This is a genomic window from Paenibacillus taiwanensis DSM 18679 (assembly GCF_000425125.1).
Lineage (GTDB): Bacteria > Bacillota > Bacilli > Paenibacillales > Paenibacillaceae > Paenibacillus_B > Paenibacillus_B taiwanensis.
The window spans coordinates 551073-574219 of record NZ_KE384306.1 but is presented as its reverse complement, the minus strand read 5'-3'; the positions used below and the strand labels follow the sequence as shown (position 1 = coordinate 574219).

At 45.3% G+C, this 23147-nt stretch carries 21 protein-coding genes; 1 reads left to right on the top strand and 20 read right to left on the bottom strand.

Going from position 1 to position 23147, the window contains the following annotated elements:
- Nucleotides 1-22 precede the first annotated feature (22 nt).
- The 19 genes from H509_RS0111490 to pnp form a co-directional block, all read right to left on the bottom strand.
- Complete coding sequence (locus H509_RS0111490; RefSeq protein ID WP_028545220.1) at nt 23-787, bottom strand: DUF3388 domain-containing protein; 765 nt, start codon at nt 785-787, stop codon at nt 23-25.
- A gap of 226 nt (nt 788-1013) precedes the next feature.
- Entirely contained in the window at nt 1014-1268 is a 255-nt protein-coding gene (locus H509_RS0111485; protein ID WP_028545219.1) for a DUF3243 domain-containing protein, read from the bottom strand.
- A gap of 123 nt (nt 1269-1391) precedes the next feature.
- Nucleotides 1392-2138 carry an elongation factor P 5-aminopentanone reductase gene (gene ymfI, locus H509_RS0111480; protein WP_028545218.1) on the bottom strand — a complete coding sequence of 249 codons (747 nt, stop codon included), beginning with the start codon at nt 2136-2138 and terminating at the stop codon, nt 1392-1394.
- 98 nt (nt 2139-2236) lie between these two features.
- Entirely contained in the window at nt 2237-3517 is a 1281-nt protein-coding gene (gene yfmH, locus H509_RS0111475) for an EF-P 5-aminopentanol modification-associated protein YfmH (RefSeq protein ID WP_028545217.1), read from the bottom strand.
- Between the two features lie 2 nt (nt 3518-3519).
- The gene (yfmF, locus tag H509_RS0111470; RefSeq protein WP_028545216.1) at nt 3520-4809 is read right to left on the bottom strand and encodes an EF-P 5-aminopentanol modification-associated protein YfmF; all 1290 of its coding nucleotides are present in this window, start codon (nt 4807-4809) and stop codon (nt 3520-3522) included.
- A 184-nt stretch (nt 4810-4993) separates the two neighbouring features.
- Entirely contained in the window at nt 4994-5752 is a 759-nt protein-coding gene (sleB, locus tag H509_RS0111465; RefSeq protein WP_028545215.1) for a spore cortex-lytic enzyme, read from the bottom strand.
- Between the two features lie 86 nt (nt 5753-5838).
- Nucleotides 5839-8628, bottom strand: a complete 2790-nt coding sequence (locus H509_RS0111460; protein WP_028545214.1) for an FtsK/SpoIIIE family DNA translocase — start codon at nt 8626-8628, stop codon at nt 5839-5841.
- 187 nt (nt 8629-8815) lie between these two features.
- Nucleotides 8816-9031: a YlzJ-like family protein gene (locus H509_RS0111455; protein WP_028545213.1), complete on the bottom strand. Its 216-nt coding sequence runs from the start codon at nt 9029-9031 to the stop codon at nt 8816-8818.
- Nucleotides 9028-9879, bottom strand: coding sequence for a ClpP family protease (locus H509_RS24980; protein ID WP_157277705.1), 852 nt, complete (start codon nt 9877-9879; stop codon nt 9028-9030). The genes H509_RS0111455 and H509_RS24980 overlap by 4 nt, the downstream gene beginning before the upstream one ends.
- Before the next feature lie 283 nt (nt 9880-10162).
- On the bottom strand, nt 10163-11839 hold the full coding sequence (locus H509_RS0111445; protein WP_028545212.1) for a ribonuclease J: 1677 nt from the start codon (nt 11837-11839) through the stop codon (nt 10163-10165).
- A 420-nt stretch (nt 11840-12259) separates the two neighbouring features.
- Nucleotides 12260-13153 (bottom strand): 4-hydroxy-tetrahydrodipicolinate synthase, encoded by an 894-nt coding sequence (gene dapA / locus H509_RS0111440; RefSeq protein ID WP_028545211.1) that lies wholly within the window; start codon nt 13151-13153, stop codon nt 12260-12262.
- A 64-nt stretch (nt 13154-13217) separates the two neighbouring features.
- Nucleotides 13218-14435 carry an aspartate kinase gene (dapG, locus tag H509_RS0111435; protein ID WP_028545210.1) on the bottom strand — a complete coding sequence of 406 codons (1218 nt, stop codon included), beginning with the start codon at nt 14433-14435 and terminating at the stop codon, nt 13218-13220.
- A 71-nt stretch (nt 14436-14506) separates the two neighbouring features.
- A complete protein-coding gene (locus H509_RS0111430; RefSeq protein WP_028545209.1) occupies nt 14507-15550 on the bottom strand; it encodes an aspartate-semialdehyde dehydrogenase in 1044 nt (347 codons plus the stop codon).
- 78 nt (nt 15551-15628) lie between these two features.
- The gene (locus tag H509_RS0111425; RefSeq protein ID WP_028545208.1) at nt 15629-16231 is read right to left on the bottom strand and encodes a dipicolinate synthase subunit B; all 603 of its coding nucleotides are present in this window, start codon (nt 16229-16231) and stop codon (nt 15629-15631) included.
- Entirely contained in the window at nt 16228-17127 is a 900-nt protein-coding gene (dpsA, locus tag H509_RS0111420) for a dipicolinate synthase subunit DpsA (RefSeq protein WP_028545207.1), read from the bottom strand. The genes H509_RS0111425 and dpsA overlap by 4 nt, the downstream gene beginning before the upstream one ends.
- A gap of 233 nt (nt 17128-17360) precedes the next feature.
- The gene (gene dut, locus H509_RS0111415; protein ID WP_036696949.1) at nt 17361-17819 is read right to left on the bottom strand and encodes a dUTP diphosphatase; all 459 of its coding nucleotides are present in this window, start codon (nt 17817-17819) and stop codon (nt 17361-17363) included.
- Nucleotides 17788-19062, bottom strand: a complete 1275-nt coding sequence (locus tag H509_RS0111410) for a M16 family metallopeptidase (protein ID WP_028545205.1) — start codon at nt 19060-19062, stop codon at nt 17788-17790. The genes dut and H509_RS0111410 overlap by 32 nt, the downstream gene beginning before the upstream one ends.
- A gap of 54 nt (nt 19063-19116) precedes the next feature.
- Entirely contained in the window at nt 19117-20121 is a 1005-nt protein-coding gene (locus H509_RS0111405; RefSeq protein WP_036696946.1) for a polysaccharide deacetylase family protein, read from the bottom strand.
- Nucleotides 20122-20302: 181 nt separating this feature from the next.
- Nucleotides 20303-22510, bottom strand: a complete 2208-nt coding sequence (pnp, locus tag H509_RS24975; protein WP_051286960.1) for a polyribonucleotide nucleotidyltransferase — start codon at nt 22508-22510, stop codon at nt 20303-20305.
- A 148-nt stretch (nt 22511-22658) separates the two neighbouring features.
- Here pnp and H509_RS28575 point away from each other — a divergent pair, with 148 nt between their 5' ends.
- Nucleotides 22659-22781 (top strand): hypothetical protein, encoded by a 123-nt coding sequence (locus H509_RS28575; protein WP_281169727.1) that lies wholly within the window; start codon nt 22659-22661, stop codon nt 22779-22781.
- Here H509_RS28575 and rpsO read toward each other — a convergent pair.
- Entirely contained in the window at nt 22778-23047 is a 270-nt protein-coding gene (gene rpsO, locus H509_RS0111390; protein ID WP_028545203.1) for a 30S ribosomal protein S15, read from the bottom strand. The genes H509_RS28575 and rpsO overlap by 4 nt on opposite strands.
- Nucleotides 23048-23147: the final 100 nt, after the last annotated feature.

The following is a 23147-nucleotide window of genomic DNA, read 5'->3' as shown; positions in this document are numbered from 1 at the left end:
ACTTTTATAGATGATATATCTATTATAAATCGTTGTAATTGACGGTAAACGTTTCGTATGTAATTTCCTCATCAGGCGCGTTACGCAGCTCGATAATATAATCAAAGAAATCATAATCATAATGGGTCTCACGCACAAAAATGTCTGGATGTTCAATCACTTTAGTAGAAGGCATACTCATTATTTCCTGAAGCAGCATTTCATGCTTCTCATTCGAACGAATCGTTGACACGATGCCATCAATGATAAATATGTTATGCGGGTTCATCTCTTCCTCAGACATCTGACTCCGTACAGTCTGGCGAAGCAGCGTTGAGGACACAAATGTCCACCGCTTCATTGCACATACACTACCGGCAATAATAGACTCTGTCTTGCCGACTCTTGGCATCCCACGCAAACCGATTACTTGATGACCATCACGCTTAAAAATTTCACCTAAAAAGTCAACCAACAGCCCTAGCTCGTCCCGTGTAAACCGAAACGTTTTGCGATCATCAGAATCTCGTTCGATATAACGACCGTGACGAACAGCAAGAATATCAACTAACTTGGGCTGTCTTAGCGCAGATACTGTAATGTTATCCACCTTTTTTAACATTTGTCCCATTATTTTAATTTTCTCATCGTCATCAGTCTGAAGAAGCATCCCTCTAGTCTTACCCTCGACGCCGTTGATCGTTATTATATTAACCTCTAACATCCCGAGCAGCGAAGCAATATCACCCAACAATCCAGGACGGTTCTTATGTATTTTATATTCCATATACCACTGTTTATATTCCATGACACACCCCAATCTGCGATTGTCCGATTCCATTCTACAATACATACCATCTGAATTCCACTATCAGCCTAAAAATAAAAATTAAAGCGCTTATCAAATTGAAACCCATAGGTGAAGTTGGAGCCGCTATTCATTATAGCAGATAGTGAGCATGTATTCATGTGTCATTTGAAAAAAAGAAGCGGAATAAGGACTTTTGTCAAGTCCTCTCCGCAAAAATTCACAATTACCCGTTTTTTTCGGCCAGCTTTACCATCAAACGAGCGATCGTTTTGCGATCATCATCGCTGCCTACATCCCACAGTTCCTTAATAGCACGTTCCTGAAGGTTCTGTGGATCCACTTTCTCGTCTAGGAAAGAACCGATTTCATACGCCAGCTTAGCGATTGTTTCTTCGTTCATTCCTAACGTTTTGGCCGTTTTGACACGGTCTCCAAGAAAGTTTTTCCATGAATCGTAGTTTTTTAATACAGATGACATAAGTAAGCCTCCTTTAAGCGCATTGTAACTACCCCTGTATGTGACACAGCAACTTACAGTCGTAATATGTGCGAAAGACAGCTTGCTTATTCGTAACCTCATCGAATGTTAACGACTGAAGTGTTAAGCCTGCCAGCCCCCATTCGGGCTAATAATCTGACCGGTTATGTAGCTCGATTCGGGCAGTGCCAAAAAATAAATGAGAGATGCGATCTCATCGGGATTGGCTAATCTACCTGCTGGAATCTCTGCTTGCAAGGAGATGCGTTCTTCTTCATCCAAATGTTTCATCATATCCGTATCTACTGCTCCGGGTGCTACCGCATTTACCGTAACACCTGATGGAGCTAATTCCTTTGCTAATGCTTTAGTGAAGGCATTAATCCCCCCTTTTGCAGCGGAGTACATCACCTCGCAAGAGGCACCTGTAATTCCCCAAACTGAAGATACGTTAATAATTCTGCCGTACCGCTGACGAACCATGTGGGGCACAAATAGCTGCGTGCACATAAACGTGCCTTTTAAATTAATCGCCATGCATGCATCCCACTCTTGCTCCGTTACGTCTGTAAATAAACCATAGTAGGACACACCCGCATTGTTGACCACAATATCCGGAATGAAGCCCTCAGCATCCAGCTTTTCCTTCATTCTGCGCAGTTGTTCTTTGGAACGGAGGTCGGCACTAATCGTCATCACTTCGCTCCCTAGCGTAATACAACGACGCGCAACTTCATTTGCCGCTTCATGCGCCTCTAAATAATGAATGACAATCCGCATCCCTACTGTAGCAAAGCGCTCCGCTATAGCCGCCCCAATTCCGCGGCTGCCTCCTGTTATAAGCACCGTCGTTTCAGATAATAATTTCATCGTCATCCTCTCCCCCATATAAGAATGTGTTAGATGCTACAAAATAAAAAGCGTACCTTCGGTAATGAAGGTACGCCTGAAATCGTTACATTCCATGCTTAAGGCTGCTCTACGATCGACACCGCTAAGCGGTCCCATTGGAAATGACTGCGCAGCCTGTCGTTAACTTCATCCAACTGTAAGGATTCGTATACCGACAGTATATCAAACAAATCCGTTTCACGGAACTTGTATTTAGTAAACTCATTAGCAATAGATTCAGGGGAATTCAGCATTCTTAAGTAGGTTCCAATTCGTTTGTTTCGAATCCGTTCAAACTCTGCCTCCTGAAAGCAGTCCTTCTTCTTTTCTTCAATCGCAGCTTGCACCCGCTTCACCAATTCGTCAGGGTCTTTTGTCTCGCCACCCATAATCGAAAATGCATATTCGGTCTCACAGTTATATTCATGACCGATATTATCGGATGTTAATCCAGATTCATACAACGATTGTGATAAGGGCGAGCTGCTGCCAAGCATTAAATCCATCATAACACGTGTTGCAAGCTCAAAGCGCAGCAGCTCTATTCCAGTTAAGCCAGGACGTGGCTCTTTGCAGCCAAATAAACATTTCGGACTAGATACCGGCAGCTTTGTAACAAAACGAGGTGTACGTACCGTTTCGGGTTCATTTTCAAAAATCCGCTTAATCTCTCCCTGTGGTTTAAATGGTTTGGCTGCTTGATTATTACGCACCAGCTTCATCATCGCCTCAGGATCTACACCACCTACTACAAATAACATCATATTCGTAGGGTGGTAGAACGTATGGTAACAAGTAAACAGCGTTTCTTTTGTTATCGTATTAATAGATTCTACCGTTCCCGCAATGTCGATATAAATGGGATATTGATGATACATCGCTTCAATTAATCCGAAATATACGCGCCAATCCGCATTGTCGCGGTACATGTTAATTTCCTGGGCAATTATCCCTTTTTCTTTGTTGACGTTTTCGTCTGTAAAATAAGGACGCTGCACAAAATCAATCAGCGTACTTAAGTTCTGCTCAATATGATTGGTTGCCGAGAACAAATAAACAGTGCGATCAAATGTAGTAAATGCATTCGCAGAGGCCCCTTGTTGGGCAAAAGTTGCAAAGATATCTCCCTCTGGCTCCTCGAACATTTTGTGCTCCAAAAAATGTGCAATTCCGTCTGGAACCTGAATCGGCGCCTGCCCTTCCACTTGAAAGTGATTGTCCACCGAGCCATAGCGAGTTGAGAACGTCGCGTACGTCTTTTGAAAGCCTTGCTTAGGTAAGATGTATACGTCTAAACCGTTATCCATCCTTTCATAGTACAACGTCTCCTGTACCTGTTTAAACTGTCGTTGTTCCATTGCTATACCTCCTCTCGATTGCGCAGCACATATATCGTATCGAGGTGGAACGTCGATGCCGCTGTTTGAATTTGGTCTGCTGTCGTGTGAAGCAGCTGGTCGATTAAGCTGCTGGTCGTACGTTCCTTACCGGACAGTACACGGTTAAAGTCAAAGCCAATCATTTCAAAGGCCGAGTCGTCAATTTCACGAAGCTGGTTAGCGAGCATAGCCTTAGTCTGATCCAGTTCTAACGCCTCAATCTGCCCCTGCTGCATCGCATCCAATTGCTGCTTAATTATAGTAGTTGCCTTCTCAATCAGATCAAATTCTACACCGGATTGGATGGCGCAAATGCCCTTGTGACCGTCATATCGAGCAGAGGCGTAATAGGCCAAACTATGTTTCTCACGAACATTAATAAACAATTTTGAATGAGGATAACCGCCCAGTACGCCGTTATATAACAAAGCAGCGGGGTACGTATCGTCATGGTACGTAATTGTCGAGCGCAGCCCCATGTTTAATTTTCCTTGTGTGACGTCAAGCCGCTCAACAACTTGCTGCGCCTCACCTACACGAGGCACAGGCACTGTTCTTGCATACTTTGGTGCTTCCTCTTGACGATTGACATGAAAATGATCACTTACACATTGTGTAATCTCATTTAAGTTGGTGTCACCTATAACGTATACATCGATACACGCTTGCTCAAGCCACCATTTATATCGCTCATGCACTTGTTCGGCTTCCAAAGGAGGAAGGTCAGCCCGATTGCCGAGGGGATGAAGTCGGTACGGCTCATCCTTGCACATTTCTTCCAAGCACCGTTCCTGCGCATAGCGTATTTTGTCATTCACGATCGCTTCGAGACGTTTTCTTACCGTCTCTTTTTCTTCTTGAACGTATTTTGAACGAAAAATACCGTTCTCCAATGCTGGTGATGTAATGACGTCTCCGAGAAATTGAAAGCCTCGCTTTAACAGAGAGTCTTTCGTTTGCACAAATGCATCGTTTATAATGTCCATACGAAATTGGACGATATGGTAATCACCACGTTTATATACATCAAAACCAAAACCAGCACCGTACAACTCATCAAGACGTTCTCTAAATTGAATGGTTTCAGGAAGCTCCGAAGTTCCACGTCGTAATACAAATGGTGTCAGCGCGACAGGTGTTACAGTCTCTTCTTGCAGTGGAATTCCAATATATACAGCAATTGCAAACGTCTTAAATCGTGTTGTAGGCATTACATGCAATCGTATGCCACTAACAGTACCTCTCTCAAAAGCAGGCGTCCGATTTGTCATCATAGCAGGCTCTCCTTTTCCCGCAGCAAGCAAACTACGGTTAATCATTATTTATATTCGATATATATGCGGCTATATTGTATGGCTATCTCTGTTAGCCTACATATACGTTACGAGCAGTCTTGAATACAAAACGAAGAAGCAGATGGTGCTGCCATCGCTTCTCCCGCTTTCTGCGCACACATTACATACAGAATATGTGCTTGCCTATTGTTTTTACTTGAGGTCTCGACCAAATCCACTTGGAAGTCGCGGTGACGGGATTAAAGTAATACAAACAACCGCCAGACGGGTCCCAACCGTTAATTGCATCCTGAACCGCTTGGCGCGCTTTTTCATTAGGCGTAAGCCATATCTGACCATCGGCTACGGCTGTAAAGGCTCCCGGTTGAAAAATGACACCTGAGACCGAATTGGGGAAACTTGGCGATTTCACACGATTCAATATAACTGCTGCTACAGCTACTTGCCCTTCATAGGGCTCGCCCCTCGCTTCGCCATATACTGCGTTTGCCATCAACTTCAGGTCATTTTCCGAATATCCCATGTTGTTTGAGTTGCTAACGTTGGAATCCGATGGTTTTGAGCTTGGCGGTTTATTTCCTCCTGATGAGGAGGAGGACGGCTTCCAGTTTTTTGTGGCCTTGACGAGCTTGTCTTTTGTCTTTGCGCCAACGACTCCATCGGCTTTAATACCAAACTCCGATTGGAACCATTTAACTGACTTCTGAGTAGCCGTCCCATATACGCCATCTATTTTTCCATAGTAATAACCAAGAAATTTGAGACGTCCTTGAAGCTCATTCACATCTTGGCCTTTAGAGCCGTATTTCAACGTGGCGCCGCTGAACGTAGCAACCGTATCGGATACATGCTTCAACTGATATGCACCAAACAGAACGAGCACGATACAAGCTGTAATCCAAATCATCCGTTTTCTCATATCTAATGTCTACCTCTCTCTTGATGTATTGACAGGATTGGCAACATTATTATGAGAAAATGGTAATCGTTCTATACATGAAAGCCTTAAGAGGATATCTTCGCCTGCTGGTATTGCTCCAATGTTACAAGCACTTCCCGTGGACGACTGCCGTCAGGTGGACCGATAATGCCTTGCATTTGCATAAATTCGATGAGTCGGCTCGCCCGGTTATATCCGACTCTTAATCTGCGCTGCAACAACGAGGCTGAAGCTTGTTGCCCCTCAAGGACGATTTGAACCGCTTGTTCATACAAATCATCGACTGGTTCGTCAGCAGTCATCCCATTCTCGTCGACTTCAGGTACAAGTCCTTCCTCGTAATTAGCAGCAGCTTGATCGCTGCAATAGGATACGACAGCTTCTACTTCCTCATCGGACAAAAATGCTCCCTGCACACGAATAGGCTTGGAAGAGCCCATCGGCAAATAAAGCATGTCTCCGCGACCTAACAGTTTCTCTGCCCCAGCCATATCCAATATCGTACGCGAATCGACCTGCGACGATACGCCAAAAGCAATCCGGGATGGGATATTCGCTTTAATAACACCTGTTATTACATCCACAGATGGTCGCTGCGTTGCAATAATAAGATGGATGCCTGCCGCACGTGCCATCTGCGCCAATCGGCAAATCGCATCCTCGACATCGTTCGCTGCTACCATCATAAGATCAGCCAATTCATCCACAATAACAACAATATAAGGCAGCACTTTATCCTTATCTGCTTCAACATGCTTATTATATCCTTCTATATTACGTGTGCCCGACTTAGAGAACAGCTCATATCGTTTCTCCATCTCCACCACAATCTTCTTCAATGCAAGTGAAGCTCGCTTAGGATCTGTTACAACTGGTGCCAGCAAATGCGGAATACCGTTATATACATTAAGCTCGACCATTTTCGGGTCCACCATTAGAAATTTCACTTCATCTGGCTTGGCCTTATACAAAATGCTAGTTATAATCCCGTTAATACAGACAGACTTGCCTGAACCTGTTGCGCCTGCAACGAGCAAATGGGGCATTCTTGCCAAATTGCCAATGATCGGTGTGCCTGCAATATCTCTGCCAAGTGAAATCGTAATCTTGGAAGCTGCATCAATAAAAGTTGGCGTTTCCATCACTTCTCGCATCGTCACGATTGACACGTCGTTGTTAGGCACTTCTATACCAATTGCTGACTTTCCTGGTATCGGGGCCTCCATCCGAATGTCTTTGGCAGCAAGCGCCAGTGCAATATCGTCAGTCAAACTAACGATACGACTCACCTTCACTCCAATGTCAGGTTGAATCTCATAACGTGTAACTGCTGGACCACGAACAACTTGCAGCACCTTTGCGCGTACCCCGAAACTCTCCAGCGTAGCTTCAAGTTTCCGTGCCGTTTGCATAAAGTCAGCCTGGTCACCGCCTTTGCCACTGCCCTGCGGTTTGGACAACAATTGAAAGCTTGGCAGTTTATACGGCTTCACAGGCGGCTTGGGCGGCTCAACAGGGATAGCCTCCACTTGATCTGTTCCCTCTGCGCCAAGTGTTAAATCAGTGCCTGCTAGCGCTTGCTGCGCCAACGATAGGGCATTGTCAGGGTCTAACCCCATATCTGCTATGGCCTCTTCCATCACAACTGGAATATCGTCACGGTCTTGTACACTGTGGGGTGATATGACCGGTAGTGCTGACCAATCGTCATCAATGTCATCCTGGCTAGCTGTCATATGATGCTGCTGAACCCACGAAGATTGTTGTGCTTCAGCCGTAAAATCATGAAACACAGGCCCTTCACGCTGCTCATCAGATGGAATTGAGGTCAGATGAAGCCCATCAGCAGCCAACGATGTTGCTCGTTCAGCATGGACATTGGCTGTCGCTGAATTTGATCCATTTGCGGCAGTGACCTGCTCTTCTTGGAATTCATGCCAGTCGGCATCTTGACTATCGTCGCGTCTCGACCTTCTGCTCGGTTTAGCGAACGTTTCCGGCACCTCCCAATCATCATCGGCATCTTCCATATCTTGACCAGGCTTTAACGGTCGTTTCATATTAAACAATTGGAAAAAGACAGGTGTCTTATACCTTTTGTTAGGAGGGCCATATTCGTCATCATCCTCAGAAAAATCAGGAATCGGTTCTTTGTCGGACTTTCTGGCAGGTCGCGCCCCTTCTTCCAATCGACGTTCATTCAGACGCGCCTTACGTTTTTTCATAAAGGCCGAATAAATCTTCTTGATCTGTGTGCGGATGAGTCGAACCAATTCCACATACGATAACTGAGTTGACAGCATAAATCCTATAAATAATAGTACAATTGTAACTAACTTCGTACCAAGTGAGCCAAACAACGCATACAGGAAGCAATACGCCAACAGCCCTATGTATCCACCACTAATATTTTTGTGCAGCATATCACTAACTGTGCCTGTATGAACAGGTGTCCATAGCTCAGCAAGCATATCTTTGTTCACTTCGCTAAATATTTTGCCAGCACTAAGCTCCACTTGCATAACTGGCGCGTGACGCACGATGACCTCATTAACCGCCGCACTTGTGCTAATTAAAGTAAGCGCAACAAGAATACATACGATGCCTGAGACGCGAGGATTCCAGCTTAATTGCCAATTACGCCTGATCATTACACTAAGTCCTGAATAGATCAAAGTTAAAGGTATGAAAAAATAAAATTTTCCGAGTATAAAACCAAACAGCATGGACAACACACGTCCAAACGGTCCTACGCCAGACAAGGCGAGAATTGAGCTTGTAATAAGCAAAATGCCGTATATTTCATATTTCAAATTTTTGCTAAACGACTGCTTCTTGCGTTTTCTTCGGGCCAAATGTTGCCACCTCCAACGGACATTATATCATAGAACAGCCGTTCTTCCTATGTGCCGTTAGCGCTGTCATTACAGCATTCCGCACAAAGAACCGTACGCGCTGTGTACGGTTCTTGTTATGCTATTGTCAGTCGCCGACATTTTTTGTGGTCTGACTGCACAAGGTGTCGTTTATGTTTAGCTTAGACTATGACAAGCGAATAATATTTCCAGGTTGCAAAGCTGCTGCTAAGTAATCGTTCACCGTCACCCCTTGCAGCAAACGTTCTATTTTGACCTCATGCATAGAAATCCGTTCTACCAGAAGCATTCTGCCCTGCCAGTTCATTTCTTCAAATACAGGTTTATGACTGTCCATACCTTGTGTCACCACTTCAAGCGGCATTATTGTATACATCGTCATATCTGATTTCCTCGTCCAGAAGCATTTGATTGGGACGGTATCGATGACTGCTCCTGCTCTGTATACAACGTTGTTGAAGGCTGCTGACCCTCTGGGGAATTTTGTTGTATGTTTCCATTTTCGACAAAACCTTTTTTATTTACGATGCTATCTGTAGTGCCTGTTGCCCGCTTCACTTCAATAAGGCGATTTAGATGCTGCAACGCAGTCTGGATACCACCAATCTCATCTATAAGACCGGCACGCACAGCGTCTGTACCAATGACAGTTGTCCCTATATCTCTTGTCAACTCACCTGTCTTAAACATTAGCTCTTTAAACGCTACGTCTGTAATGTTTGAATGGCTTACTACGAACCTGACGACCCGCTCCTGCATTTTATCCAAATATTCAAACGTCTGCGGCACACCGATAACTAATCCAGTAAGTCGAATCGGATGGATTGTCATCGTTGCTGTTTCTGCAATAATCGAGATGTTGGAGGCTACCGCAATAGGTACACCAATACTATGTCCTCCGCCCAATACCAAAGTAACCGTAGGCTTAGACAAAGAGGATATCATCTCCGCAATCGCCAAACCCGCTTCCACATCCCCGCCAACTGTATTCAGAATAACTAGAACACCCTCAATCTTTGAGTTCTGTTCCGCCGCAACTAATTGGGGAATAATATGTTCGTATTTTGTTGTTTTATTTTGTGGCGGCAAAATAATATGCCCCTCCACCTGCCCAATAATATTAAGACAATAAATATTGGATTCCCCAGGACTAGGTATAGATGCAGTCCCTAGCTGTTGTATGTTCTGTACGGTGGGTGGCGCTTTATCAGCCATCGGCTCTTGTGGCATCGCAGGCACCTGGGGAGGCTGATCACTGGTAAACCCATTTGCATGAGGCACCTTATTCATTTGCAGTTGGGGTGTTCCGTTATCTATCTCTATTTCGTATTGTGACACATCGTTCCCTCCATTCTATACCGATGCTGTTCTAGGTTGCGCTATCCGGTATAGACTTATGCGGAAACCAAAAAAGCTCTTGGAAATATCCCTGCGGTAAAGGGATATCACCAAGAGCTGTTGACATGCAGTGACTTGAGTGCGACCAAAGGTCACACTACTGGTATTAATAACATTAAACTTCCATAATAATCGGCAGAATCATTGGACGACGTCGAGTCTGCTCGTATAAGAACCGACCGAGTGCATCCTTAACATGAGTCTTTAAGGACGCCCATTCGTTAACGTTCTCACTCATTAAGCGTTGAAGCGTAGATGTAACGATACGGTTCGCCTCATCAAGCAGCCCTTCCGATTCGCGTACATAAACGAATCCGCGAGAAATGATGTCAGGCCCTGACAAAATCGTGCCATCCTGCTTGCTCAAAGTGACCACGACGACCAAGATGCCATCTTGCGACAACAGCTTACGGTCGCGTAACACGATGTTACCCACATCACCTACACCAAGTCCGTCAATGAGTACATATCCGGATGGAACTTTGGATCCGCGGCGTGCAACGCCATTCTGAATCTCTACCGTGTCACCGATATCTGTAATAAATATGTTCTCACGCTCTATACCGACAGCTTCAGCCAGTTGTGCGTGATGGCGCAGCATCCGATATTCACCGTGAATCGGAATGAAGTACTTCGGCTGCATCAGATTCAACATAAGCTTTAGCTCTTCTTGACTGCCATGTCCTGATACATGAACACCTGTGGAAGATCCGCCATAGATGACGTTAGCCCCTAAGCGGTACAATTCATCAACAGTTCGTCCAACATACTTCTCGTTACCTGGGATAGGTGTAGCAGCGATTACGACGGTATCGCCTGGCAAAATATCAACTTTGCGGTGTGTCGAGCGAGCCATACGAGTCAATGCTGACATCGGTTCGCCTTGACTGCCAGTTGATAATATAACAACACGATCAGCAGCCATCTTGTTTACTTCTTCCGGCTCGATCAACATCCCGTCCGGAATGTTAAGGTATCCGAGTTCCGAAGCGATAGTGACGACGTTCACCATGCTTCTACCTACTACGGTTAACTTGCGATTAGTAGCATGCGCAGCTTCAATAACTTGCTGTACGCGATGAATATTGGAAGCAAACGTCGCTACTACTACTCGCTGCTGAGACTTTCTAAAAATCTCTTCGAGCTTTACGCCTACGCTGCTCTCAGATGGTGTAAAGCCTGGACGCTCTGCATTCGTACTGTCAGACAGTAATGCTAACACCCCGCGTTTACCAATCTCAGCCATTCGGTTAAGATCTGCATACTGCGCATTCACAGGCGTATGGTCAAACTTAAAGTCTCCCGTATGTACGACCGCACCTTCAGGTGTGTCCAAACATACGCCGACTGAATCTGGAATCGAGTGATTCGTCTTAAAGAAGCTCGCTGTAATCGTTCCAAGCGGCACTTCTGAATCCGCAGTTATCAAGATACGCTTTGTGTCACCAAGCAAATTCGCTTCACGCAGCTTGCTTTCGATCAAACCGAGCGTCAAACGTGTACCGTAAACCGGAACGTTTAAATGACGTAATACATACGGCAAGCCACCTATATGGTCTTCATGTCCGTGCGTAATGATAATTCCTCTAACTTTGTCACGATTCTCAGTCAAGTATGAAATATCAGGTATGACGATATCAATCCCGAGCATATCCTCTTCAGGAAACTTTAATCCGGCATCAATTACTACGATATCGTTACCGTACTGAACGACGTACATGTTTTTTCCGATTTCACCTACGCCGCCCAAAGCAAAAATTGACAATTTATCTGTATTGGTCTTCTTCGACAATGTAATCTTAAACCTCCTATATATTCAGTTGGCCGTCGCACCAACGAACACTCTTTGTTATGAAAAATATACCGCACCCAGTCACTTGATAATCATTATACATGAACGTTAGGAAAAAACACAAGTCAGCGTTTTGATACGATTATGTTCCCCGAAAAATGAAAAACAGATGCTGATATTATCAATTTGGACTAAACTTCTTATAATATCACTCCTAAAATCGTAAAAAATGACTGTATATCCCGCTCTTTTAGACATTACAAAATGCAAAAATGTTCTCATACAAAAGGAGCGGCCCTAGGCCGCTCCTTCTAGCTGAATCCATAATCAGCAGTAAGTTCGTATTATATATAGCTGACGAATTGCTGACCTATAATGACGGAAGCGTTGATGATATCCTTTAAAGTCAGCAGCTTAAAACTAATCCAGAACGGATTGCTGAACCAATTGTTGAATAAAGGCCTGCTCATCAATCGATGCTGGCACAAGAGGAAGCCTTACACTGCCTACCTCGTGCCCTATTAGCTGTAACGCATACTTAACTGCTACCGGATTCGGTATAGGATGCGGCGCCTCAAACAACCCTTTAAAAACAGGATGCAGCTTGTGGTTAAGGTCTACAGCCTCTTGCACATGACCAGCTACATACGATTCCATCATCTGCTTCATGTGAGCACCGACCAGATGAGCCGCTACGCTAACGATACCATACCCGCCTACACTTAAACATGGCAAGGTAGCAGCGTCATCTCCACTGTACACACGGAATGATGCAGGCGCTCCCGCAGCAATTAATGACATTTGTTCAATAGATACACATTCCTTCGTAGCAACGATATTGGATACGTCTCGTGCCAATCGAAGTGTTGTATCTACACTAATGCTTGCACCTGTCCGGCCTGGCACATTGTACAGCATAACAGGAAGTCGTGTAGACTCTGCAATCGCTTTGAAATGCTGGTACATGCCTTCCTGATTCGGTTTGTTGTAATAGGGAACAACAAGCAGCACCCCGTCTACCCCTGACAGCTCCGCAATGCGGGTCAGATGGATGGAATGTGCTGTATTGTTGCTGCCTGTTCCCGCAATAATACGCGCTCTACCGCGAGCCTTCTCTACTGCAAAACGAAACATAGCTTCTTTCTCTTCGTCTGATAACGTAGGAGATTCGCCAGTAGTGCCACAAATGACAAGACTGTCATTTCGTTGCACGTCAATTAAGTAATCAATTAATTGTTCTGCTTGCTGCCAATTAATTGTCAGGTCCTCATGAAACGGCGTAACCATCGCCGTAATTAATCTTCCGAATTCCATTCGTGGTCTCCTCTCTTGCGCATTCACGCTGCAAGCCAAGAAAGCCAATTACTAACCAATGACTTTAGCGATGAAGTTCGAACTTGGCATGCAATGCGCGTAATGCACGTACCATGTCTTCTTTACGAACAAGTACCCAGATCGTTGTGTTGGAATCTGCCGATTGTAAAATCTGAATTTCCTGCTTCGTAAGTGCTTCTACAATGTGGGCCATTATACCAGGCACTCCATTGATGCCGCCCCCTATTACAGACACTTTAGCGCATGCAGGCAATGACTTCGGCTCATATCCCAATTGATGAAGCACATCAAGTGCCCGTTCCGCATCACTATCAAACACCGTATATACGGCGCCAGATGGGGTAACATTAATAAAGTCAACACTAATCTGGTTATGCGCCATCGCTTTAAATACGTTTAACTGGAGGTCATCAGCACCATCGTGTGCCTCAACCGTAATCTGTGTAACATTACTAACGTACGCGATTCCTGTTACGAAGCGATCAACAATACCAGGATGCAAATCACTGAAGCCTTCAGGATGCGTCACAAGCGTCCCTTCATCATCTGAGAACGTTGATCGTACACGAACAGGAACTTGTGCCTGCATCGCAATTTCAACCGCACGAGGATGAATAACTTTAGCCCCGTGATGGGCCATATTGCATATCTCAGCATAGCTGACTATCGTTAAAGGCTTCGCATCCTCTACGAGGCGCGGATCTGCTGTTAGTATTCCGTTCACATCGGTATAAATATCAACGATTTCGGCACGCAATGCCGCACCAAGTGCTGTTGCCGAAGTATCGCTGCCACCGCGTCCCAAAGTCGTAAAGTCACCTTGTTCAGTTTGTCCCTGAAACCCAGTCACGATAACAACCTGATTTTCTTTTAACGCCGTTAGTACACGATCAGGACGAATATCGAGAATGCGAGCATTACCAAAATGCTGATCTGTCTTAAATCCTGCCTGTGCACCTGTAAATACCGTTGCAGGTATGCCTTCGCTCAACAATAAACTGCATAAGGTGGTAGCTGATATAATTTCACCGCAGCACAGTAATAAATCCTGTTCGCGAGCAGGTAGTTGATTGCCATTGTGACCAATCCAATCCAACAACGTATCAGTTGCATAAGGCTCGCCTTTACGTCCCATAGCCGAAACGACAACAGCAATATGATACCCTTGTGCCAATTCACGGCGAATATGGTGGATAACCCGCTCTCTGGCTTCAGATGTAGATAAGGAAGTTCCACCGAACTTCTGTACAAGTATACGCATGAGTGATTCCTCCAACAGTGAAGACTGACTACCAGAACGTAGCTCTGGACAAAAAAGCAGGAGCGGTCTTGCTACTCCTGCCGCTCCGATGCAATGTACTCTGCAATTTGTACCGCGTTCCAAGCAGCGCCTTTTAACAAGTTGTCGGAAACGACCCACATATTGAGTGCTCGAGGATGGTACAAGTCACGACGCAAGCGGCCCACAAATACATCAGGCTTGCCCGCTGCTTCTGTAGCCAACGGATAAGATTGGGAGGCGATATCGTCTTGCAGCGTAATGCCTGGAGCATCTTGCAGCAATTGGCGCACTTCTGACAAGTCAAAATCATCTTTCAACTCTACGTATACGGATTCCGAGTGGCCATAAACAACTGGAATTCGTACGCAAGTTGCAGTAACTTGCAGATTATCATCATCCATAATCTTCTTCGTTTCGCGAATCATCTTCATCTCTTCCAACGTAAAGCCGTTATCTTGGAACTTATCAATTTGCGGAACTGCGTTAAATGCGATCTGATGCTTTACCGGTAAAGAAGATACTGGCAAAATGTCAGGCTCAACGACATTCCCCTCCAGCACTTCCTTGGACTGCCGAAGCAGTTCGTCAATTGCACGACTACCTGCGCCAGACACTGCTTGATAAGTAGAAACGATAATACGATCAATGCCATAACGGTCATACAGCGGCTTGAGAGCTGCTACCATTTGAATCGTCGAACAGTTCGGATTTGCAATAATTCCCTTATGCTCTTTAATCTTATCCTCATTCACTTCTGGAACAATAAGCGGAGTGTTCGGGTCCATACGATAAGCATTCGTATTATCGATACAAACCGCACCACGCTCGACAGCCGCTGGAGCAAGAGCTTTAGTTACATCCCCACCTGCACTGAATAACGCGATATCAATTCCATTAAAGCTGTCTGGATGAGCTTCTTCAACCGTATGCTCCACACCTTTAAACGTGATCTTGGTGCCGGCGGAACGGGCAGAAGACAAGAGCTTGAGCTCCTGAATAGGAAAATTGCGTTCTGCAAGCAGCTTTAAAATCTGCTCCCCAACTGCCCCTGTTGCGCCTACTACTGCTACATTAAACCGCTTTTGATTCGTCATTTGTCGTTTCTCCCCTCTACCCCGCATAAGTGCGTAAAGAGCGTGATATCATCGATCATCACGCTCGGTCAAGCCATGTCATTTATACTGAAAGCGTTCTATGATGAGCGGCTGCAACTGTTTGCCTTCAAGAGCCGCTGCACACGCTTCAGGAATCAATTCCATTCTAGCAACTAATGAATTCGGCTTCTGTGCCGGATTATCCTGACCATACGGGACAAAGTATATGTTCTTCGTAACAAGCAACTTCGCTATGTTAGCTGCATTCAGCCCCAGCCCATCATTAGTGGAAATAGCAAGCACAAGTGGTCTTAAATTGCGCATCTGTGCTTTAGCTGCCATTAACACCGGACTGTCTGTAACAGCATTGGCTAGCTTGCTTGTCGTATTCCCTGTGCATGGTGCGATAACAAGGACATCCAACAGCTTGGAAGGCCCTAATGGTTCAGCCTCAACAATTGAAGAAATCATATCATTACCTGTAATATCTTTCAACTGCTGCTGCCAATGTTGCGACTTTCCGAAGCGGGTATCCGTCGTCATAATCGTATTGGATACGATAGGCACAACACGTGCACCCAAATCAACAAATCGCTGAATTTGCGGCATTACTTCTTCGAACGTACAATGAGACCCCGTCAAAGCATAACCGACGGTAATCCCCCTATAATCAAGGCTCATGCCTCATTCCCCCGCTTCTGCGTAATCTCCGACAGCAGTTGGCTGATGATGTGAGCAAGAATGCGGCCCGCGGTCTTCGGTGCTACGATTCCTGGCAATCCAGGGGCTAACATGGCTTTAATTCCGCGCTTCTCAGCGAAACGAAAATCAATGCCTCCTGGCTTAGAAGCCAAATCGATAAGCACCGCACGGTTCGGCATCTGAGCGATGACCTGTGCTGTGACTATCATAGTCGGTATCGTATTAAAAAGCAAGTCGATATTTGTCACCTGAGTTGACAATTCGCTAACATAAAACGGCTTAAAACCCATCTCCGTAGCCCGTGCAAAATGTTCATCTCGGCGCACCCCGATACGCACATTAGCGCCCAGACCTAAGAGGCTGCGAGCCATTGTAAAACCTGTTCTTCCCATGCCAAGAACTACGGTCTCAGAGCCATGAAGCGTAATATCCGTATGCTGGATCGCCATCATTATGGCACCCTCTGCTGTCGGAATTGAGTTGTAGATCGCAACATCATCACGCTCAAACAATTCCACTAACTGGATATTGTGTGTTCCGCAAAGATTACTTAAGTAAGGTTTAGCCATACCTGTAAATATAACTGCGTGCTTCGGAAGCGCAGCCACTAGCTCTTCGGTCAGCGTTAATTCTTCGGAAGTGAATATCGCATGTACACGACCGTTATCATCCGTTCCTACTGCCGGCAACACAAGTGCATCAGCGGTCTGCAACAGCTCGGGAGACAACGGTTGACGCTGTACACCATGATATGGATTCGACAATTGGTCAAATCCGATTAAGGTGACGCTGGCATCCAGCTCCGCTAGTTTCTGAAACATTTCGAGCTGTCTGGCATCTCCGCCTATGAACACGACATGAACTCCGGTCAACATGTTCGCCCCTCACTCCTTTCTAATTGCCCTACTCCACATATAGCACATTTTATGCAGTAGCCTAGAAAGGGTGCAGCAGTTGTTGTACTTAAATGAATACCAAACTAAAGTATGAAGAAAGGACATCTTACTTAGAAGTAATACTAGAAAAGTAACACTAAAATAAGTAGTTAAAAAATAAATGATAAAAAAACAGCACGACCCCTTAGCGGAGACGTGCTGTTGTTATGACATTATTTAGTGCCTGTGTGGCCGAATCCACCTTCACCGCGTACCGTCTCTGTTAATTCATCAACCTGAACAAGCTGAACGGTCGGAACTTCTTGAATTACCATTTGAGCGATACGTTCATTTCGCTCAATCGTAAATGCTACCTGACCGTGGTTAATTAATAACACTTTGACTTCGCCGCGATAATCCGCATCAATCGTGCCTGGTGAGTTTAGACAAGTAACGCCGTGTTTATACGCTAATCCACTTCGTGGTCGAACCTGCGCTTCTAATTGAGGCGGAAGTGCCATCGCAAATCCAGTAGGTACAAGTGCACGATGTCCTGGGGCGAGAGTTAAAGGCTGTTCAACTGCTGCATATAAATCAAATCCTGCTGCCAATTCAGACATTTGCTGTGGCATCGGAACGTCTTCGTTACCTGGTAATTTCTTAATTTGAACCTCGTAAGTCGCTTGCGACAAGATAATCCCTCCTAAAAGCCGAAATCGCCTGATCATTGGCGCCTACCATGGACACAGCAAAAGGCTTGGACACCATTTGCTTAATAATGTGATCCACATCATCCATCGTCACAGCCTCAATACGAGCGATAATTTCATCTAATGTATAATGTCTGCCTACCATCAATTCGTTCTTGCCTAGACGATTCATTCTACTGCCTGTGCTTTCCAGACTTAGTATGAGACTGCCTTTGAGCTGCTCTTTGCCCTTCTTCAGCTCGTCACTGGTTAATCCTTTTGCTGTCATTCCTTCAAGCACTTCCAGCGTCAGATTAAGCACGTCAGTCGTCTGCTTTGGCGCAGTACCTGCATACACCGTAAATAAACCACTGTCGGCATGAGAAGAATGGTACGAATATACCGAATAAGCAAGGCCGCGCTTTTCACGTATTTCCTGGAATAAACGAGAGCTCATTCCCCCGCCAATCACATTATTCAAAATAATCATCGCGTACAAGCGTGGATCTGTCATAGAACAACCAGGAAGACTTAAACAAATATGATTCTGCTCCGTCTTCTTCTCGTGATACAACAAATCGCTGTGAAATGCGGGTGCATCATATTGCTGTTCTTCATGATCGTTATGATAATGACCAAAATGATGTTCTAACAGCTCTATGATCGAGTCATCAAAGTTACCAGCAACTGCAACAACCGTGTTTGCTACACTGTAATGCTGATTCATGTACTGACGCAAATGTTCGGCCTTCATCGGTTGCAGCCGCTCTTCTGTTCCCAGTATCGGGTAAGCCAGCGGATGAGTTCCATAAGCTGCACGTGTCACCAGATCATGAACCGTATCGTCCGGTGTATCATCATACATCGCGATTTCTTCCAAAATAACGTTCTTCTCTTTATCCAATTCTGCCGGGTCAAAATTAGACCTGAAAAACATATCAGACAGCACATCTACCGCAATCGGAAGATGCTCGTCTAACACCTTAGCATAGTAACACGTATATTCCTTCGATGTAAAAGCATTAACGTTTCCGCCAATGGCATCGAATGATTCCGCGATTGCTTGGGCATCGTATCTCTCTGTCCCCTTGAACAGCATATGTTCAATAAAGTGGGAAATTCCGTTCGTTGTCTCATTCTCGTTACGGGATCCAGTCTTGACCCAGATACCAAACGAGACCGAACGGCATGTAGGTATTTTCTCTAATACGACTCTCAAGCCGTTACGTAATTGCAATTTCTTCAACGGAGGTCCTCCTCAACCGTGATCAATGCCTATCTAATCCTATCAAAAAAAAGGTCACGGCTCAACTTTTAACTCCCCAAGCCGCTTCTCCGACAATATTTCACTTACCGTTCCGAGCGTCAGCTTCTTCTGTTTAATCACCTGAATCATACTTTGAAGTGCTGAACTTGAAGACGAAGTCGGATGCATAAGAATTAAGGTACCTGCCTCGAGCTTTGTCCGCAGCCGTTGCACGATCGTCGCCGGGCTTGGATGACGCCAATCCAGCGTATCAAATGTCCACATTACGGTTCGCATCCCAAGTGAAGCGGCCGTGCGGACGGTAAGCGCATTAAAGTCACCAGACGGTGGGGCAAACCATTTACTGTTTACTCCAAAGGTTGCTTTAACTACCTTCTCGGTCTTGGCGATTTCTTGATGCTGTAATCCTTCACTAAGCGTGCTCATATTAGGATGTGAATAAGCGTGGTTTCCAACTTCGTGTCCCGCCTTATAAATCGTTTTAGCCAATTCTGGATTCTTCGTCAGCCATGAGCCGTCAAAGAAAAAAGTCGCTTTTACCTGCTCACTCCGTAATGTCTCTAATATCGGCTCGATAAATTCGTTACCCCACGCCACATTGATCATTAGAGCAGCCATCGGCTTATTCGGATTTCCCTTAAACACGGGACTTGGAGGCAACTGCGACAAGGTGACAGCCGGCTCTGTCTCGCGATAAACAAGCTGAAGCGCCGAATTTGTACCATCCGCACGCCTATTTAGTGCGTAGCTTTGTTCCACATCAACTTCCAGCCCGTTGTAGCCTGGAATGGCTTTCCACACCCGATCTATCATAGCGTCTACGGGTTGAATCGTTCGAGATTTTGCTATATCCATAATACGTTCCATTAAAGGATCAGCTACCATAACCGACTGTTCATTACTGTCAAACGCATACATCCATGAAGCAGTCGTTTTTTGCTCTTTTACAAAAGAGCCTACCTCCGTTAAACGTACAATCGCTAACACAAAGATGCAGCTCATTATAACCGTTATTACTTTCCGTATATTTGGCCCCATCTTGTCCATCCCTTCTCATACCATTGTCCTTTTCCATTCTATGCTAAAAAGGACAACGTTATGCGGACAAGTCAGACAACATAATCGGACAAGTGCAAAAAAAGAGCCAGAATGGGATCTGCCTCTTTCCTTAACGGTATAAACAACCTCTTAGTACATATTGTAATAAGAGGTTGGGCAATTAGGATTGTGTCGGACGATCGTTACGCGGCGGACGTGGTCCGCTGTTAGGTCTGCGATCACGATCTGGACGATCAGAGCGTTGTGGTCTTGATTGTGGGGCTGGTGCTGCCGTTCCTTCTGCTCCAGCAGGCTCCAGCAAGACACGACGTGACAAATTGATGCGACCCTGTTGATCAATCTCGGTCACTTTAACTTCAATCTTATCGCCAATCGCTACAACATCCTCAACTTTAGCCACACGTTCTGTTGACAGTTGGGATACGTGAACCAAGCCCTCTTTGTTCGGTAATACTTCAACAAAGCAGCCGAATTTCTCAATCCGCTTAACAGTTCCTGTGTACACCTCACCAACAGCCACTTCACGAACGATGCCTTCGATAATTTCGCGGGCACGCTCATTGGATTCTTGGCTCGGTGACGCAATAAAGATACGGCCATCTTGCTCGATATCGATCTTGACACCCGTTTCTTCAATAATCTTGTTAACGACTTTACCACCTGCACCGATAACGTCACGGATTTTGTCAGGATTAATGTTCATTGTCAAGATCTTAGGCGCATATGGAGACAACGTTTTACGTGGCTCTTGAATAGCTTCCATCATTTTGCTCAGGATATGAAGTCTGCCTTCACGTGCTTGTGCCAACGCTTGCGTCAAGATATCACGGTCAATACCATTAATCTTAATATCCATCTGGATAGCAGTCACGCCTTCAGCTGTACCTGCTACTTTAAAGTCCATATCACCAAGGTGATCTTCCATACCTTGAATGTCGGACAGGATTGAGAAATGTTCGCCATCTTTGATCAAGCCCATCGCAATACCTGCTACAGGAGCTTTAATAGGTACGCCAGCATCCATCATCGCCAATGTACTTGCACAAATACTCGCTTGTGAAGTAGAACCGTTAGATTCTAACACCTCGGAAACGAGACGGATTGTGTACGGGAATTCCACTTCAGATGGAATAACTTTGGATAATGCACGTTCACCCAATGCACCATGCCCGATCTCACGACGACCTGGCGCACGCAATGGACGAGCTTCACCAACGGAGAACGGAGGGAAGTTGTAATGGTGCATAAAACGTTTAGATTCTTCTAAGCCAATACCATCCAGAATCTGCACATCACCAAGCGCGCCAAGCGTACAAATCGACAAAGCTTGTGTCTGACCACGTGTAAACAGACCAGAACCGTGCGTACGTGGCAATTGCTTCACATCACACTCGATAGCGCGAATTTCCGCCAATTGACGACCATCAGGACGCACTTTGTCATGTGTAATTAAACGACGAACTTCTTCCTTCACGATGTCATAAAGTGTCTCTTTGACGTCATCTAGCTTGTCCAGTTGTTCAGCGTACTTCACAGTAAAATGTTCAACTGTTTCTTGATTAATAACATCAATCGCATCTTGACGAGCATGCTTCTCCTGAATACGGATTGCTTCAACTAGACGCTCTTGTGCAAATGCACGAACCTCTGTATTCACTTCTGTATCAACTGCATGCAGCTTAACAGCCATCTTTTCTTTACCAGCTTCAGCCACAAATTTCTCAATCGTATCTACGATTGTTTTAATTACATCGTGACCAAACATGATCGCTTCTAGCATCGTTTCTTCGGATACTTCATTTGCCTCGGCTTCCACCATCATAATGGCATCCTTAGTACCTGATACAACGACGTGAAGATCACTCTTCTCTTCTTGCTCCACCGTTGGATTAATAATAAATTGTCCGTCAACACGGCCAACGATAACGCCACCAATCGGGCCGTTAAATGGCACGTCTGATATCGAGAGTGCTGCGGAAGTACCGATCATCGCAGCTATCTCTGGTGGACAATCTTGATCCACACTCATAACGATATCCATAATCTGAACATCATTGCGGAATCCTTCTGGGAACAAAGGGCGAATTGGACGGTCTATGAGACGGCTTGCCAAAATCGCTTTCTCACTTGGACGTCCTTCGCGTTTAATAAATCCACCTGGAATTTTACCTACGGCGTACAAACGCTCTTCATAGTTAACTGTGAGCGGGAAAAAGTCTAAATCTTTAGGTTCTTTAGATGCGGTTACGGTACACAACACAACTGTATCTCCGTAGATCACCTTAACCGCTGCGTTTGCTTGTTTAGCCAAATGGCCATACTCCAAGGCAAACGGTCTGCCGCCGAGATCCATCTCGATGCGATGCATGGGAAATCCCTCCTTAATGTAACGTTACTATTTTCTATGCTAATCCCATTATTTCCTGCTATAAGCTGCAAAAACCGTGCCCTTCTCAACTTTATTGCGATAAGGACAATCAGCACTAATGCCATCTATAGGACAACAACGATTCGTTATGTATAAAGCACCCGAAGGTGCCTCAGTGAATAACATCCGCTTTACGATAAAAAGCAACCCGGTTGCAGGCCGCGTTGTCGGCGGCGTGTCACAACCAGGCTGCTTGGGTTCAAGCTATTAACGGCGCAGACCGAGTTTGGCGATCAAAGCGCTGTAACGGGTAACATCTTTGTTTTTCAAGTAAGCCAACAGCTTACGACGTTGACCGACCATTTTCAACAATCCACGACGGGAATGATGGTCTTTCTTATGCGTACGCAAGTGATCTGTTAAGTTTACAATGTTTTCCGTGAGGATAGCGATCTGTACTTCCGGAGAACCCGTGTCGGAAGCATGAGTCTTGTGCTCTTCGATAAGCTGTTGCTTACGTTCTTGAGTCAAAGCCATCCTGTTCACCTCCCAAAATAAATAATATAGTATATCCGAAAGCCTCGTCACCGTCGGTGAGATCGAGTAACCAAGCTATGGACAAGCCGCGAATAACGCG